The sequence below is a fragment of the Mesorhizobium sp. M0800 genome (assembly GCF_040320095.1).
In the GTDB taxonomy this organism is placed as follows: Bacteria; Pseudomonadota; Alphaproteobacteria; order Rhizobiales; family Rhizobiaceae; genus Mesorhizobium.
The window spans coordinates 48,965-63,978 of the sequence record NZ_JAMYOZ010000017.1 but is presented as its reverse complement, the minus strand read 5'-3'; the positions used below and the strand labels follow the sequence as shown (position 1 = coordinate 63,978).

The following is a 15,014-nucleotide window of genomic DNA, read 5'->3' as shown; positions in this document are numbered from 1 at the left end:
CGCAAATCGGTTGTCGTTGAGAGCCATGAGCAAAACCGCCAGCCGTTTCGCCTTCGTCTCATCCGGTACAGCCGACGCCAATGCAGCGCTAGAAAGCCTCTCTGCACGTTACGGCCAGGCATCCGTCGAAGAAGCCCGGATCGTCGTGGCGCTCGGCGGCGACGGCTTTCTGCTGCAGACCCTGCGTGAGACGATGAGCACGGGAAAGAAGGTCTACGGCATGAACCGTGGCACCATCGGTTTCCTGATGAACGAATACCGCGCCAGCGGCTTGACCGGGCGCATCGCGGCGGCCGTTGCCGAAACGATCCGTCCGCTGGAGATGCAGGCGGTGACGGCCGAAGGCGAGACGATTTCGGCGCTCGCGATCAACGAGGTCGCGCTTTGGCGCCAGTCGTACCAGACGGCCAAGATCCGCATCACCGTGGATGGGCAAGAGCGGCTGGAGGAATTGCACTGCGACGGCGTGATGATTGCGACGCCGGCCGGCTCGACCGCATATAATCTGTCGGCGCACGGGCCGATCCTGCCGCTCGACGCTCCGCTGCTGGCGCTGACCCCGGTCAGCCCGTTTCGTCCGCGCCGCTGGCGCGGCGCGCTGCTGTCCAACAAGGCGATCGTGCGTTTCGACATTCTGGAGCCGGAAAAGCGGCCGGTGAATGCCGCCGCCGACCACACCGAGGTCAAGGCGGTGACGACGGTCACGGTGAGGGAATCGCCGACGGCAACGGCGACGCTGCTGTTCGATCCCAACCATTCGTGGAACGAGCGCATTCTCGCCGAACAGTTCCGCTACTGAGCCGGCGCGGCGGCCGCTGCGCAAATTAAGCATCGCGATTAAGGTTACGGCTTCACAATCGCGCCAATGCCGCCCGTTTGTGTTGACAAATCGTGGGCTTGCGCCTACCTGCAATACCAATCTTGCAGGCGCGCGGCGCTTGCCGCGACTGCATATGTTGCGCCCCCGAACCAGCCAAAGACAGCCAAACTTGTCCTCAGACACCCAGATCGCTCAAGAAGCGTTGACCTTCGCAGACCTCGGCCTGTCGCCGAAGGTCCTTTCCGCAGTTACCGATGCCGGCTACACCGAGCCGACGCCGATCCAGGCTGGTGCTATCCCGCACGCCTTGCTCGGCAAGGACGTGCTGGGCATTGCCCAGACCGGCACCGGCAAGACGGCGTCCTTCGTCCTGCCGATGCTCACCCGGCTGGAAAAGGGCCGCGCCCGCGCCCGCATGCCGCGCACGCTGATCCTCGAGCCGACGCGCGAGCTCGCCGCGCAGGTCGAGGAAAACTTCGTCAAATACGGCAAGAACCACAAGCTCAACATCGCACTGCTGATCGGCGGCGTGTCCTTCGACGAGCAGGACAAGAAGCTCGAGCGCGGCGCCGATGTGCTGATCGCGACCCCCGGCCGCCTGCTCGACCACCGCGAGCGCGGCAAGCTCCTGCTCAACGGCGTCGAGATCCTCGTCATCGACGAGGCCGACCGCATGCTCGACATGGGCTTCATCCCCGACATCGAGCGTATCTGCGAGATGATCCCGTTCACCAGGCAGACGCTGTTCTTCTCGGCGACGATGCCGCCGGAAATCACCAAGCTCACCGAGAAATTCCTGCACGCACCGGTGCGCGTCGAAGTGTCGAAGGCAGCATCGGCCGCCACCAACATCACCCAGCGGCTGGTGAAATCCGGCCCGAAACCCTGGGACAAGCGCGAGACGCTGCGCAATCTGATGAAAGCCGAGGATGCCGAGCTGAAGAACGCCATCATCTTCTGCAACCGCAAGATCGAGGTATCGGAGCTGTTCCGCTCGCTGCTGAAATATGATTTCGACGCCGGCGCTCTGCACGGCGACATGGACCAGCGCGCGCGCATGCAGATGCTGGCCAATTTCCGTGACGGCAAGCTGCGCTACCTCGTTGCTTCGGATGTCGCGGCGCGCGGCCTCGACATTCCCGATGTCAGCCATGTCTTCAATTACGACGTGCCGATCCACGCGGAGGATTACGTCCACCGCATCGGCCGTACCGGCCGCGCCGGGCGCTCGGGCAAATCCTTCACCATCGCGACCAAGTCGGACACCAAATACATCGACGCCATCGAGCGGCTGATCGGCACCAAGATCGAGTGGCATGACGGCGATGTGTCGACGGTCGTTGCCAGCGAAGGCGGCGAGGATGAGGCCCCGCGCCGTGGCCGCGGTGCGCCACGCCGTGCCGGCCGCAAGGACGACGCCAAGGATAGGGGCGAGCGCAAACCGCGTGAACGCCACGCCAAGCGCAGCGAAGAAGCAGCGCCGGAAGCAGTTAGCGAGGAACAGCCGGTCGTGGCCGAAGCCACCGTCGCCGACATCGACGAGCGGCGTACCCGCAAAGAGGCGATCCGCTCGGAAAACAGCGAGCGCCAGGCTTCACCTGAACGCAAGGCTTCGCCCGATCGCAACGAACGGCGCGCGCCGGAACGCGGCGACACCAGGCCGCAGCGCGAGCGCCCTGCCCGCCAGCGCCAGGAAGACAATGACGCGACCGTCGGCTTCGGCGACGACATGCCGGCCTTCATGCGGATCGTCGCCAAGGTCTGATACGGCAGGGCTTGCGCGTCGCGCCGACGCGCGAAGCACCGAAAGCTGCATAAGACGGCCTCGCTTCGCGCTGATACTGCGTTAGTCCGGCAGGCCCGCCTTGCGAAGGCCTTCGATATATCTGCTGCGATCGTCCGGTCGATAAAACGGCGGCAGCACCTCGGCGAGATTCGAAAGCCGCAGCGAGGGATCGAACTCGCAAAGCCGGGCCATCATTTGCTGCGCTTCCGTCAGGCGCCCCGCAAGGGCATGACCCGCCGCCACTACACGCATCGCGCTCACGTAGTTCGGCTGGTGCCGCAGCGACTTTCCCGCCCAAGCGACGGCGTCATCGTAGTGGCCTGCACAAAAATGAGCGAGCCCGGTGTTGAACTGCCAAGCGAACAGGCGTGGATCCAATGGGCTTAGGCGCATGGCAAGCGCGGCGTGCTCGATGGCCTTGCCTGGCTCGCCCAAGCAAGCCCTCACCCAGCTGCTGACGCCCAAAGCAGCGGCCAAGTTCGGGTTGAGAGCGAGCGCGCGATCGATGCAAGCCGCACTATCATCAAGGTCGCCGCCTACGTAGCCGAGGACGTATCCACCGTAGGAAAGCGCAATTGCATCGTCCCTTCCGAGTTCGACCGCTCTCCTGGCCAGTCGAGTAGCTTCGGCAATCTCTTCTGCACGGTCGACCATCCAGCCGTTGCTTTTTCGGGTAGCGTAGCACCGCGCCGCCCGCGCATGGGCTATCGCGAACTCCGGGTCACGGTCGATCGCCTTCATGAAGAGGCGCAAGGCGTCGTCAATGGCCGATCTACTAGTGATCGTTCGGTCAAAGGCCGCCAGCCCGCGGAGATAGTAGTCATAAGCATCGAGGCTTTCTGTCGGTTTGCGTTTGGCACGCTCGATCTCAGCCTCCTCCATTTTCGGTGTGATTGCGCCGACGATGCTCGAGGCGACCTGGTCCTGCAGATTGAAAACTTCGGCGAGCGTTCCATCAAAACGGTCGGCCCAGAGATAGGCCCCCGTCGAGGTGTCGATGAGCTGCCCGGCGATGCGCAGGCGGTCGCCCGCCCGGCGAACACTTCCCTCGACCACATAGCGCACGCCCAGCTCACGCCCGACCTGCTTTATGTCTATGGACCGTCCCCTGTAGGTGAAGCTCGAATTCCGTGCGACCACGAACAGGTGACGAAAGTGAGCCAAGGCGGTGACAATGTCTTCCACCATGCCGTCGGCAAAATATTCCTGCTCGACATCACCGCTTAGATTCTGAAACGGCAGCACCGCAATTGATGGCTGATCGTCGCGCCTCGTCGGGACTGCCAGAACCTGCGCCAGTGATACGGCGCCAGAGCTTGGCTTCGGCCGCTGACGTTCGCGGGACTGCAGAGAAGCCGCCAGTGAGCTTGTCTGCTCTTCAGGCTCGGCGTTCAGATGTTTTTTTAAAGCTGCCCGACACAACTCGAACTGGCGCAAAGCGGCGTTTTCGTAGCCCCGATGAGCGTGGATGCGGATCAGCGCCCGATGGGCTGCCTCCGCCGTCGGATCCGAGGCGAGCAATCTCTCCGCGAGCCCTTCGCAGGCCGTCTCTTCCGCTGAGCCGGGTGCGGGCAGCGCCAGGCTCAGCCGATCGACCAATTGCAGCGCCTTGCGCTGATACTTGCTCAGATACGGTCCAAACCACTCGTCCAGTTCGTCAGGAATGGCTTGCCCGGCAAGCAACTCACCGCGGTAGAGATCGGCGGCGAAGGCGAGATCGGCGGTTCGGCCCTCCTCCAATTTCCGGTCGAAGATCGAGATGTCCGCCTCATCCGGACCGGCAATCAGCGCAACGGTTTCCTGATCCCCATCGATGTAGACGGTGGCATCCGAGCTGGCGGGGAACGTGCGCCTGATGTCGACCAGCGCTTGCCGCAGACTATTGCGGGCCTGCCCATTGCTTCGCCCCGGCCAAAAGGCTTCGGAAAGCTGCTCGCGACGATGGCCTCGGCGGCCTGCGAGAACCAGAGCAGCAAAAAGAAGCGAAGTCTTGCGTGTGGCGAACCGGACAGGCCGATGCTCCGGGGAAGTAACCTCTAGGCCACCAAGCAACCGGATGCGCACAAATCGTCTCCAGGCTTCTACCGCAGCGACAGAATAGCATCTCGGCGGATCGATTTAACACCGATTTAACGGCGGATCGCCGGACTTCTCCCAGTTGTTCACGCACAGCCGAACAGCCCGAAAACGCCTGCGTGGCACGCTCCCATCCGCAAACTGGAAATGGGAGACCAAAACAATGGCTCACACGGAACCTCGCGCCGCCCGCAGCATGTCCAAACGCTTGCTTGCGTCTAGCCTGAAAGGCGCAGCAATGATGATCGCTGCCTTCACGGGATGGCGGCGGACCGTCGCGAGACGCAGGGCACTGGCAGATCTGACGACCGAACAGCTGAAGGACATCGGTCATTCGGAGGTCCATCAACCCGCACTCGATGCCGCCACGGCTGTTCTAATCACGAACTTAATGTCGATGAGGTAAGATCGGCGTTGAGTTTGGTCTAGGCCCTAAAGGTTCTTGAGTTCCAGGCGGGACGCCAGCAGGTCCAGAAAAGCGCGGACTTTGGCGGAGGACGACCTGCCCTCCGGCCACACGGCGTGTATCGGCACCGGCACCGGCTCGAATTCGGTTAGAACCAGTTCCAGGCGGCCATCGTCCACGAGGTGTTTTATCTGCCAAAGCGGCGAGTAGCCCAGACCCAAGCCGTGAACCGCGGCCGCATAGATGGATATCATCAAATTCGACCGGAAAGTGCCAGCGACCTTCACCGGCCGGGGCTTGCCTTCGATCTGAAACATCCATTCGCCCGGGCGACCGTCGACGGTTCGCACGATGCAATCATGCTCACGCAATTCAAGCGGATGGGCCGGTCGGCCGCGTTGCTGGAAGTAGGCAGGTGCGCCGAACACGACACGCCGCAACGCCCCCAGCCGCTTCGCACGTAAATTGGAATCCGGCAAATTGCCGATTCTTACCGCCAGATCGAGACCCTCGGCATCAAGATCGACAAATTCATCGGAAAGCTTGAGGTCAACCTCAACCCGGGGATATGTCCGCATATAGTCGGCGATAACCGGCACGAGGAAGTCCGGGCCGAACAGAACTGGGGCACTCACACGCAGGATGCCCGATGGCTCCGACCGTCGATTGGCCGCCTGAAGCCTGGCTTCGTTAATTTCCTCGACGGCGGGTTTGATGCGCTGGAAAAAGGCCGCTCCGGCTTCGCTCGGCGTCGAGCGGCGTGTCGTCCTGTGCAGAAGCTCGACCCCGATTGATTCCTCCAATGTCGCCAGGGACCGACTGACCGACTGCAGCGAGCGGTTCAGCCGGCGTGCGGCAGCCGTCAGGCTGCCATGCTCGACAATGGCAATGAAGGCTTCGAAATCATCTATCCGGCTCATTTTGAGTTTCTCCCGAAAACCGGAAGAAACTATCGCAAACTCGATCAATTGTAACGCAGTTCGCTAGATCTTATCTTCCTTGCACAGGCCGAAAGGCAGACTTGAGGGAAGGAGATCGTCATGCGAATACCCGGTCCAACAGTCCTGGTCGTAGGCGCCGCAGGCCGCGTTGCCGGTTTGGTGGTGCCTGAACTCGTCCGCCGCAATGCCAGGATTCGGGCGCTTGTTCGTGACGCCGCGAGTGCCGAAAAAGCCCGGAAAGCCGGCGCATCCGAGATCGCGATCGGAGATCTGCGCAACCATCGGAGCCTTGAGCAGGCCGTGAAAGGTGTCGACGGTGTCTTTCACATCGGACCGGCCTTTGCTCCCGACGAAGCCGCCATGGGGGTTGCCATGGTTGAGGCGGCGGCGCGAGCAGGCGTTCGAAAATTCGTCTTTTCGTCGGTGATCCAGCCGACCAATACGAGGCTGGAAAACCATGCAAGCAAGGTACCCGTTGAAGCTGCCCTCTATTCGACGAACATGGAGTACACCATTCTGCACCCGGCCAATTTCATGCAAAATATCGCGGCGGCCTGGCCGTCCGTCGTCGAGCACGGCGTTTTCGCCGAGCCGTTTCCAAGGACGGCGAAGCTCGCCCGCGTCGACTATCGCGATGTGGCTGAAGTGGCGGCAATCGCACTGACCGAAGCGCGTTTGTCCTATGCGACCCTCGAGCTGTGCGCCGACGGTATGCACAGCCGCGAAGAGGTCGTCGCCATGATGAGCGAAGCGCTTGGCCGGCCGGTTTCGGCGGGCGAGCCGACATTTCAGGACTGGGCGGCGAAGGCCCGCCTTCCCTATACCGACCGGCAGTTGCAGATGCTGGCCAAAGTACACAGCCACTACGCCAAATACGGCCTCGGCGGGAACAGCCTGACGTTGCGTGCCGCGCTTGGCCGCGAGCCGCGTTCGCTGCGAAGCTTCATTCAGGAATTGGCGCTGCAGACGGCATATGCCGCCTGATCGTCCTCACAATAACGCTTACGCATATTTTTTATTAGGAGATTTCGATGCAAGCATCACCGGACCGAGCCTTCAAGTTGAGAAAGCTGCCGCCCTCCTACGGCGCGGTGGTGATGCCGTTGGTTCTTTCGATTCTGATGTCCTCGATTGTCTCGGCGGTTTCGACGGCAATCGGCGCAGGCTGGACGAACGGGTTTATAGCGGCCTGGAGCTATGCGTGGGGCGCTTCATGGCTTGTTGCGTTTCCCAGCCTGCTGATTGTGCTTCCGATCGTGCGCCGGATCGTTGCCGCAATTGTCGATCAGCCGGCCCGGTCCTGATATCGCGAACGAAGGGCGCCGGCGGCCGGTGGTCCGGCATAACCATTGGAGCGGCCCCGGACGGGGCCGCTCTCGGTTCATGTGCTTGCCTCAGGTGAGCGGCGACAGCTGGATCTCGACGCGGCGGTTCTGAGCCCGGCCGGCAGCCGTCGCATTGGAGGCGATCGGACGCGTCTTGCCGAAGCCGGTGACGGCGAAGCGGCGGGAATCGACGCCCTGCCCGGACAGATAGTTGGCGACCGCCAGGGCGCGGCGCTGCGACAGGTCGAAATTGTGCTCGTCGCCGCCGGTCGAGTCGGTGTGGCCGAACACGTCGACCGTGGTCTGGCGGAACTTTTTCAGCACAACGGCCACTGAATTCAGCACCGGATAGAAACCGGCCTTCACCGCGTCCTGGTCGACGTTGAAGGTGATGTCGGACGGCATATTGAGGATGATCTGGTCGCCGGTGCGGGTGACGCTGACGCCGGTGCCCTGAAGCTGTCGGCGCAGTTCGGCCTCGTTCTGGTCCATGGTGGCACCGATGGCACCGCCGGCAAGCGCGCCGATGCCCGCGCCGATCAGCGCATTGCGGCGGTCGTTACCGCCGGCAAGCATGCCGAGCCCGGCACCCGCCAAAGCACCGAGACCGGCGCCGGCAGCGGTGTTGGAAACCTTCTGTTCCCCGGTGTAGGGATCGGTGGTGCATGCGCTCACGAGCACAGCCGTCGCCACGACGGCGAGCACAATCTTTTTCATATGGTGGTCCCTCTCCATTCCACGGCCGCGCAACGGCGCACCGCATCAGCCCTTCCAGCGACTTGTACCATGAAATGCGGCGAAAAACGGACCAGCAAAAGCCGTTGCCGCGGCTTTCCCCGGCTCAATTCCACACGCCTGCAGCGGCTCGCGCGACCACCCCAATTCGACCGGCTACCAGAGATTCTTGCCGTCGATGACCACCACTTCGACCTTGTCGAGATCGAAATCGTCGAACAGCCGCGAGTTCACGCTGATCTTCGGATTGTCGAAATTCGGCTCGCCTGTCGACCAGTCCGGCGTCTCGGTGAAGGTGCCACAGCCGCAGGTGGCGCAAAAACCGTGTTTTATGGTTTTCGATCCCCACTGGTAGAACGAAACATTCTCCGGCGGGCTGGTGAGTCTGAATTGCGATGGGGTGTAATAGGCCCACAACGAACCGCGTTTCGAACAGAAGGAACAGGTGCATCGCGTCACTGTCTGCGGCGCTTGCGAAACCTCGAACGTCGTCGCCTTGCAGTGGCAGCTTGCCTTGATGGTCATGAATTGGTCCCTCACAATGCCGCCGCCCCGTACGGCAAAGGCAGCATAAAGAAACGCTCCTGACAACTGCCGGTCAGCAGGCTTGTGAGCCTGCGATGCACAGATCGAAGGCCCATTGATCCAAAACCGCTGCACACGCTCGGGTCAGCCCGTGGGCAAGCTTTTGGGCGTCATGCGCTAGTAGGACGATGGGGGCACGAACAGGCAGATGGTCTTTCCGTCATTGGCACCGGCAACGGAGCACCAATGATATTCGCCGTCGGGCGAATTCTTGATCCGCTTGTCGCTATAGGCCACGACTTCCCCGGTTCCTTTGATGACATAGCCCTCGGGACGTTCGCTGATCGATGTCTGAGAGACCTCGCGACAATCATAGCCCGAGCAGCAGGAGAACGGATAGCTCCAGCCTTGCGGCATTGCCGCGGTCGGCTTGGCATCATGCGCCAGAGCAGGCGCCGCAAATGGAATGGCGGCAGCAATCAAAACCACTGCCGCGACAAGTGAATTCAGGAGTCGGCGCGCCGTGCGGGCGACTGGGGCCGGTCTGGTTGTGAGAGCAGGCATGAGCGCAGTTCCTATCAACGGTTGTCAAGCATTTCGCTTGCCCGTTCCCGGAACGTGTCTTCCCAGTGGCCGGATCGTCAGGTCGCAGATACGCCGCGTCCGGCCATAAATGCTTTTTTCCTCCCCAGCGCATGAATGCTGGGCTGATTCCTTGGTTGGCGCAAGGAATTGCTGTCGCAACCGAACGCCGACCTCTGCAGCCGGAACCAACCTGCCGTCCTGATTGACGAAACCTGGTCAACCCCGGCAGCGGGATCGCCAATAACGGGATTTGGCTCGCGCTGGTTCCAGGCTTGGCACCGGCAGGCCCGAGGCATCCGCGTCAAAAGCCGAAATCGATTTTGAAAAACTCTACGAAAAACAAAGTTGTAGAACGACAGGTAGGTGCAAATTGAGAGCTCGTCACTCTCGCACGATGGCCGTAACTCTCGCGTGATGAACCCACATTCCTGCCGGATTGGTGCCGGCGGCCTCAGTCGATATCGGCCACCGTTTCACCGGCGCCACCCTCGATCCGCTGCGACAGCGACGCCTCCATGAAATCGTCGAGGTCGCCGTCGAGCACGCTCGACGGGCTGGTGCTCTCGACACCGGTGCGCAGATCTTTCACCAGCTGATAGGGCTGCAGCACGTAGGACCGTATCTGGTGGCCCCAGCCGATATCGCTCTTCGACGCTTCCGTGGCGTTCGCCACCGCTTCGCGCTTCTTCAGCTCTTCCTCGTAAAGCCGCGAGCGCAACATTTCCCACGCCTTGGCCTTGTTCTTGTGCTGGGAGCGCTCGGCCTGGCAGGCGACCGCGATGCCGGTGGCGAGATGGGTGATGCGCACGGCCGAATCGGTGGTGTTGACGTGCTGGCCGCCCGATCCCGAGGAACGATACGTGTCGATACGGACGTCGGATTCGGAAACGTCGATGTCGATCGTATCGTCGATGACGGGATAGACCCAGACGCTGGCGAAGGAGGTGTGGCGGCGCGCATTGCTGTCATACGGCGAAATCCGCACGAGACGATGCACGCCGGATTCCGTCTTCAGCCAGCCATAGGCGTTGTGGCCCTTGATCAGCAGCGTGGCGGACTTGATGCCGGCCTCTTCGCCGTCATGCACCTCCAGCACCTCGACCTTGAAGCGGCGACGCTCTGCCCAGCGCGTATACATGCGCAGAAGCATCGAGGCCCAGTCCTGGCTTTCGGTGCCGCCGGCGCCAGCATGGACTTCCAGATAGCTATCGTTGGCGTCCGCCTCGCCCGACAGCAGCGTTTCGATCTGGCGCGCCTTGGCCTCGCCGCGCATCGAGCGGATCGCCGCCTCGGCCTCCGCAACGACGCCCTCGTCGCCCTCTTCCTCGCCAAGCTCGATCAGGCCGATATTGTCTTCCAGGGCCTGGGTGAGGCCTTTGACCGCGGCAATACCTTCCTCGAGGCCCTGACGCTCGCGCATCAGCTTTTGCGCTTCCAACGGCTCGTTCCAGAGGCTCGAATCCTCGGCACGCACATTCAGGTACTCAAGCCGCTTTATGGCTTGGTCCCAGTCAAAGATGCCTCCTCAGCAGGGTGATCGCCTGCCTGATCTCGTCGACAATGTTTTGCGTTTCCGCGCGCATGGCTGGCTGTTCTGTCCTGTTGCTGGATGGCGGTTTGGTGGCGCGATACATAGGGACGGCACGGTCTCCTGTAAAGCGCCGGCCCCTGTAATGTACCGGCCCCTGTAAAGCGGAATGGACCGGCTCGACCATCATCGTCAAGCCGGCTCGACCCGATGTAGCGACTGTCAGTAGAGCCCGCCGCCGCCCGACTGGATGGCCTGGTTGGCCTGCGGCGACAGCGCCCCGCCGGTGGCGTTGGAGCCGTCCGCACCCATGCCGATCACCCAGTAGCTGTCGGCGGGACCGGTACCCGGTTTGAAGGCTTCGATGATGGTTCCGGCGTCGCCCGCGTTGGCCCGCATGCCGGTCTTGCGATTGATCGCAATCAGCTTCATGCCTTCCGGAACCTTGAAGTCGACATTGGGCGTGCCATCCAGCGCCACGCGCATGAAATCCTTGAAGATCGGCGCGGCAAGGCCGCCGCCGGTCGCGCCCTTGCCAAGACCTTTCGGCTGATCGTAGCCCATATAGAGGCCGACAACGAGGTTCGGCGTATAGCCGATGAACCAGGCATCCTTTTCGTCGTTGGTCGTTCCGGTCTTGCCGGCGATGTGACGGCCAAGCTCGTTGATGGTGGCGCCGGTACCGCGTTGCACGACGCCCTCCATCATCGATGTGATCTGGTAGGCGGTCATCGGATCGAGCACCTGCTCGGAGTTGTCGACCAGTTCCGGCTCTGGCTGGTCCTGCCACTCGGCGGCATTGCAGTTTGAGCAGCCGCGTTCGTCCTGCCTAAAGACGGTCTTGCCGTAGCGATCCTGGATGCGGTCGATCAGCGACGGCTTGATCGACTTGCCGCCATTGGCCATGATCGAATAGGCCGACACCATGCGCATCACCGTCGTCTCGCCGGATCCCAGCGCCATCGGCAAATACGGCGCCAGGTGGTCGTAGACGCCGAAACGCTCGGCATATTCCACGACCAGCTTCATGCCCATGTCGTTGGCAAGCCGCACCGTCATCAGGTTGCGTGATTTTTCGATGCCGGAACGCAAGGTCGCTGGGCCGGCCACCGTTCCGTCGTAGTTCTTGGGCGTCCAGGTCGTGTTGCCGCTCTGGATGGTGATCGGCCCGTCCATGATCACCGACGCGGGCGTATAGCCATTGTCGAGGGCGGCGGAATAGACGATCGGCTTGAACGACGATCCCGGCTGGCGCATGGCCTGCGTCGCCCGGTTGAACTCCGACTGCGCGTAGGAGAAACCGCCGACCATGGCCAGGACGCGTCCGGTATGCGGGTCCATGGCGATCAGGCCGCCTTCCACTTCGGGAACCTGGCGCAAGCTGTAGCTGTTGTCCGAGCCGTCGTTCTTCTGCACGAAAATCACGTCGCCCGGCTTCAGCACGTCGGCGGGCGACTTCGCCTTGACGGTCCTGCCGTCGACCACGTGGCGCATGGCGAAGCTCATGTCTTCCTTGCTGACGGTGCCTTCGACGCGGTCCTTGACGATTTCGCCGGAGATCTGGCGCGTCGGCTGCAGGCCGATGGACAGGCCGGTGGCCGAGCTGTCGAGCACGACGGCGAGCGACCATTCCGGCACGTCCTCCAACCGCTTGACGTTGCCCAGCGGCACACCCCAGTCGCCGGAAACGTCGATGCTCGTGACCGGCCCGCGGTAGCCGCGCAGCGTGTCGAACTTCATAAGTCCGTTCTGCATGGCCTTGCGGGCAATCAGCTGCATCTTCGGATCGAGCGTGGTACGGACGGAAAGGCCGCCCTCGTAGAGCGCATTCTCGCCATAGCGCGCGATGATCTGGCGACGCACTTCCTCGGTGAAATACTCCCCGGCGAAGAGATAGTTGCCGGTGCGGCGCGGCGTGACGCCGAGCGGCTCGGCCTTGGCCTTCTCGCCTTCCTCATGCGTGACGTAACCGTTCTCGACCATCTGGTCGATCACCCAGTTGCGGCGCTCCAAGGCGCGATCGGCATGCTTGAAGGGATGGTAGTTGTTCGGCCCCTTCGGCAGAGAGGCGAGATAGGCGGCTTCGGCCACGGTGAGCTCGTTCACCGATTTGTCGAAATAGGTTAGCGCAGCACCGGCGACGCCATAGGCGCCGAAGCCGAAGAAAATCTCGTTGAGATAGAGCTCGAGAATGCGATCCTTCGAGTATGCCTGCTCGATGCGGAAGGCGAGGATCATCTCCTTGATCTTGCGCTCGTAGGTCTGGTCTGAAGACAACAGGAAGTTCTTCGCCACCTGCTGGGTGATGGTCGAGGCGCCGACCTGGCGCTTTCCCGAGCCAACATTCTGCAGGTTGACGACAATGGCCCGGCCAAGGCCGGTCACGTCGATGCCGGGGTGATTGTAAAAGTTCTTGTCCTCGGCCGACAGGAAGGCCGCCTTGACACGGTCCGGGATCGCCTGAATCGGCAGATAAAGCCGCCGCTCACGCGCATATTCGGCCATCAGCGCGCCATCCGACGCGTGGATGCGGGTCGTCACCGGCGGCTCGTATTTGGCCAGCACCTCGTAATCGGGCAGGTCCTTCGACAAATGGCCGATATAGATCGCCACGCCCGCCGCGACCAAAAGGGCCAGCGTCGTGCCGATGCCGAAGAAATAGCCAATGAGACGAATCATACCCGCTCCAGTCCTTGGTTCGGGAATTTCCTAAACGAAGCCGCCCTTCACGCAAGCTTTCGGGACGATCCCAAACCGTAATCACAAAATCCATGTCGCGACCATGTGGGCAAAATACGGCAGCGCGGGATTTCGGTTTCGAATGCCGGAAATAAAAGCACAGGGTGTTGTCGCCGCGCAACGCTGCTTCAGGTTGTGGGCGCCGGCGGACATTTCAGCCTCCGGCCCCCGTTCCGCTTCTGGCCGAAGCAAACAGGGCAACGGCGTTGGTTATGCTCTGGGTCGCCTTGTTGCGCCAATCGGCGCTGAGCAATTGCGCTTCGTCCTTGGCGTTCGACAGATAGCCGAGTTCGACCAGCACGGATGGAACGTCCGGCGCTTTCAGCACCTTGAAGCCGGCAGAACGCTGCGGGTTATTGATCAGACCGACGCTGGTGGAAAGCTGTCCGACGAGAGTATGGGCGAAGCTCATCGAAAAATTATGCGTCTCGCGGCGGATCAGGTCGATCAGGATATCGGTCACTTCCTTGCTGTCGTCCTTGATCTCCATGCCGGCGAACTGGTCGGAAAGATTTTCACGGTCGGCAAGCGCCTGCGCCTGCGGGTCGGAAGCCTTGTCGGACACGGTGTAGACGGTTGCGCCGCGAATGCCCTTGAGGTTGATCGTGTCAGCATGGATCGAGATGAGCAGGTCGGCCTCATGCTGGCGGGCAATGCGCACGCGGTCGTCGAGCCGCAGGAACTCGTCCGTTTCGCGCGTCAGGAACACGTCGTATTTGCCGCTGGCGGCGAGCTTGTCGCGCAGTTCCACGGCAAAGGCGAGCGTCACGTTCTTCTCGACCGTACCGTTCAGGCCCTCGGCGCCGCCGTCGATGCCGCCATGGCCGGGATCGATGACGACGGTGAAACGATGGCCCGGATTGGAGACCGGCCCGGTACCGACCCTGCCGGCCTTGTCGGCGGAGACCGTCGAACCGGTGGTCAGCGCCTGATTGGCGAGCGCTGCGTCGAATTCCCGCTGCGAGGCCGCCGACATGTCGATGGCGATCCGGTAGCCGTTGCCGTCATCGTTCTTGAGCACGTCGAGATTGTCGACGGCGAACGGTCCCTTGCCGGTGAGAATCAGCCGCGATTTCCCCTCGCCGAGCTCGCCGTAACGCACCGTGCGGACAAGGCCGCGCGGCTTTACATCCTTGGCATTGAGGGCAAATCTGGTGGCCGGCAGATCGATGACCAGACGATTGGGGCCGCGCAGCAGGAACCATTTGATGTCGGGTTCGCGGTCGAAATTGATGACGATGCGCATCTTGGTGGCATCGCCGGCCATCTTGTAGCTTGTGGCGCCGAGCGGTACGTCGGCAGCACGCGAAAGCGGCGAAAAGACCAGGCAAGCCAGGATCAGCGGCAGCAGGCAGGCGGTGCGGAACAACCAGCCTCCATGATGACGGCCCTTGTCTGCGAAGCCTGCCAGTCCCATCTTTCTACCAATCGCTCCCGTTGGCGTCATGCCCGATCGCTTGTCGAAGTGCCCTATTGCTTGTCAAAGTGCTGGCAGGCCGCGAACTCGATTAACGATTGGTATCCAGAGAAGGTTAACCAAGCCTTTTC

Annotated in this window: 14 protein-coding genes; 5 read left to right on the top strand and 9 right to left on the bottom strand. The window is 62.0% G+C overall.

Annotated features, from left to right (window positions below):
- Window positions 1-25: 25 nt before the first annotated feature.
- Both NKI18_RS19970 and NKI18_RS19965 read left to right on the top strand, forming a co-directional pair.
- The gene (locus NKI18_RS19970; protein WP_352699910.1) at window positions 26-799 is read left to right on the top strand and encodes an NAD kinase; all 774 of its coding nucleotides are present in this window, start codon (window positions 26-28) and stop codon (window positions 797-799) included.
- A gap of 190 nt (window positions 800-989) precedes the next feature.
- Window positions 990-2,585, top strand: a complete 1,596-nt coding sequence (locus NKI18_RS19965) for a DEAD/DEAH box helicase (RefSeq protein WP_352620880.1) — start codon at window positions 990-992, stop codon at window positions 2,583-2,585.
- A gap of 81 nt (window positions 2,586-2,666) precedes the next feature.
- Here NKI18_RS19965 and NKI18_RS19960 read toward each other — a convergent pair whose 3' ends face one another.
- On the bottom strand, window positions 2,667-4,670 hold the full coding sequence (locus NKI18_RS19960; protein WP_352620878.1) for a BTAD domain-containing putative transcriptional regulator: 2,004 nt from the start codon (window positions 4,668-4,670) through the stop codon (window positions 2,667-2,669).
- Between the two features lie 175 nt (window positions 4,671-4,845).
- On the opposite strand from NKI18_RS19960, the gene NKI18_RS19955 reads away from it, so the two are divergent.
- A complete protein-coding gene (locus NKI18_RS19955; protein WP_352620876.1) occupies window positions 4,846-5,088 on the top strand; it encodes a YjiS-like domain-containing protein in 243 nt (80 codons plus the stop codon).
- Window positions 5,089-5,114: 26 nt separating this feature from the next.
- Here the strand turns inward: NKI18_RS19955 and NKI18_RS19950 are convergent, their stop codons facing one another.
- Window positions 5,115-6,056 carry a LysR family transcriptional regulator gene (locus NKI18_RS19950; protein WP_352620874.1) on the bottom strand — a complete coding sequence of 314 codons (942 nt, stop codon included), beginning with the start codon at window positions 6,054-6,056 and terminating at the stop codon, window positions 5,115-5,117.
- A 72-nt stretch (window positions 6,057-6,128) separates the two neighbouring features.
- On the opposite strand from NKI18_RS19950, the gene NKI18_RS19945 reads away from it, so the two are divergent.
- On the top strand, window positions 6,129-7,013 hold the full coding sequence (locus NKI18_RS19945; RefSeq protein ID WP_352620873.1) for an NmrA/HSCARG family protein: 885 nt from the start codon (window positions 6,129-6,131) through the stop codon (window positions 7,011-7,013).
- 47 nt (window positions 7,014-7,060) lie between these two features.
- On the top strand, window positions 7,061-7,333 hold the full coding sequence (locus tag NKI18_RS19940; protein ID WP_023679921.1) for a DUF2798 domain-containing protein: 273 nt from the start codon (window positions 7,061-7,063) through the stop codon (window positions 7,331-7,333).
- A 90-nt stretch (window positions 7,334-7,423) separates the two neighbouring features.
- On the opposite strand, the gene NKI18_RS19935 is transcribed toward NKI18_RS19940, so the two are convergent.
- The 7 genes from NKI18_RS19935 to NKI18_RS19905 form a co-directional block, all read right to left on the bottom strand.
- Window positions 7,424-8,071 (bottom strand): YiaD family glycine zipper/OmpA-like lipoprotein, encoded by a 648-nt coding sequence (locus NKI18_RS19935; RefSeq protein ID WP_352620871.1) that lies wholly within the window; start codon window positions 8,069-8,071, stop codon window positions 7,424-7,426.
- A gap of 174 nt (window positions 8,072-8,245) precedes the next feature.
- Window positions 8,246-8,614: a GFA family protein gene (locus tag NKI18_RS19930; RefSeq protein ID WP_023679923.1), complete on the bottom strand. Its 369-nt coding sequence runs from the start codon at window positions 8,612-8,614 to the stop codon at window positions 8,246-8,248.
- A 177-nt stretch (window positions 8,615-8,791) separates the two neighbouring features.
- Window positions 8,792-9,178 carry a hypothetical protein gene (locus tag NKI18_RS19925; RefSeq protein WP_031212810.1) on the bottom strand — a complete coding sequence of 129 codons (387 nt, stop codon included), beginning with the start codon at window positions 9,176-9,178 and terminating at the stop codon, window positions 8,792-8,794.
- Between the two features lie 472 nt (window positions 9,179-9,650).
- Window positions 9,651-10,782, bottom strand: a protein-coding gene (gene prfB / locus NKI18_RS19920) for a peptide chain release factor 2 (protein WP_156948021.1) whose coding sequence is annotated in 2 segments (ribosomal slippage) — window positions 9,651-10,715 and window positions 10,717-10,782 — 1,131 coding nt in all. Because the reading frame shifts where the segments join, the coding sequence is not laid out codon by codon here.
- A gap of 167 nt (window positions 10,783-10,949) precedes the next feature.
- Window positions 10,950-13,406, bottom strand: a complete 2,457-nt coding sequence (locus NKI18_RS19915) for a penicillin-binding protein 1A (RefSeq protein WP_352457450.1) — start codon at window positions 13,404-13,406, stop codon at window positions 10,950-10,952.
- Between the two features lie 81 nt (window positions 13,407-13,487).
- Entirely contained in the window at window positions 13,488-13,619 is a 132-nt protein-coding gene (locus NKI18_RS19910; protein WP_352451086.1) for a hypothetical protein, read from the bottom strand.
- A gap of 1 nt (window position 13,620) precedes the next feature.
- Complete coding sequence (locus tag NKI18_RS19905) at window positions 13,621-14,883, bottom strand: N-acetylmuramoyl-L-alanine amidase (RefSeq protein WP_352620868.1); 1,263 nt, start codon at window positions 14,881-14,883, stop codon at window positions 13,621-13,623.
- Window positions 14,884-15,014 lie beyond the last annotated feature (131 nt).

What these genes read in the sequence shown, in the direction of transcription:
- NKI18_RS19970 (WP_352699910.1), top strand. Translation starts at nt 26, where the DNA reads ATGAGCAAAACCGCCAGCCGTTTCGCCTTCGTCTCATCCGGTACAGCC.
- NKI18_RS19955 (WP_352620876.1), top strand. Translation starts at nt 4,846, where the DNA reads ATGGCTCACACGGAACCTCGCGCCGCCCGCAGCATGTCCAAACGCTTG.
- NKI18_RS19945 (WP_352620873.1), top strand. Translation starts at nt 6,129, where the DNA reads ATGCGAATACCCGGTCCAACAGTCCTGGTCGTAGGCGCCGCAGGCCGC.
- NKI18_RS19940 (WP_023679921.1), top strand. Translation starts at nt 7,061, where the DNA reads ATGCAAGCATCACCGGACCGAGCCTTCAAGTTGAGAAAGCTGCCGCCC.
- NKI18_RS19935 (WP_352620871.1), bottom strand. Translation starts at nt 8,071, where the DNA reads ATGAAAAAGATTGTGCTCGCCGTCGTGGCGACGGCTGTGCTCGTGAGC.
- NKI18_RS19930 (WP_023679923.1), bottom strand. Translation starts at nt 8,614, where the DNA reads ATGACCATCAAGGCAAGCTGCCACTGCAAGGCGACGACGTTCGAGGTT.
- NKI18_RS19925 (WP_031212810.1), bottom strand. Translation starts at nt 9,178, where the DNA reads ATGCCTGCTCTCACAACCAGACCGGCCCCAGTCGCCCGCACGGCGCGC.
- NKI18_RS19915 (WP_352457450.1), bottom strand. Translation starts at nt 13,406, where the DNA reads ATGATTCGTCTCATTGGCTATTTCTTCGGCATCGGCACGACGCTGGCC.
- NKI18_RS19910 (WP_352451086.1), bottom strand. Translation starts at nt 13,619, where the DNA reads ATGTCCGCCGGCGCCCACAACCTGAAGCAGCGTTGCGCGGCGACAACA.
- NKI18_RS19905 (WP_352620868.1), bottom strand. Translation starts at nt 14,883, where the DNA reads ATGGGACTGGCAGGCTTCGCAGACAAGGGCCGTCATCATGGAGGCTGG.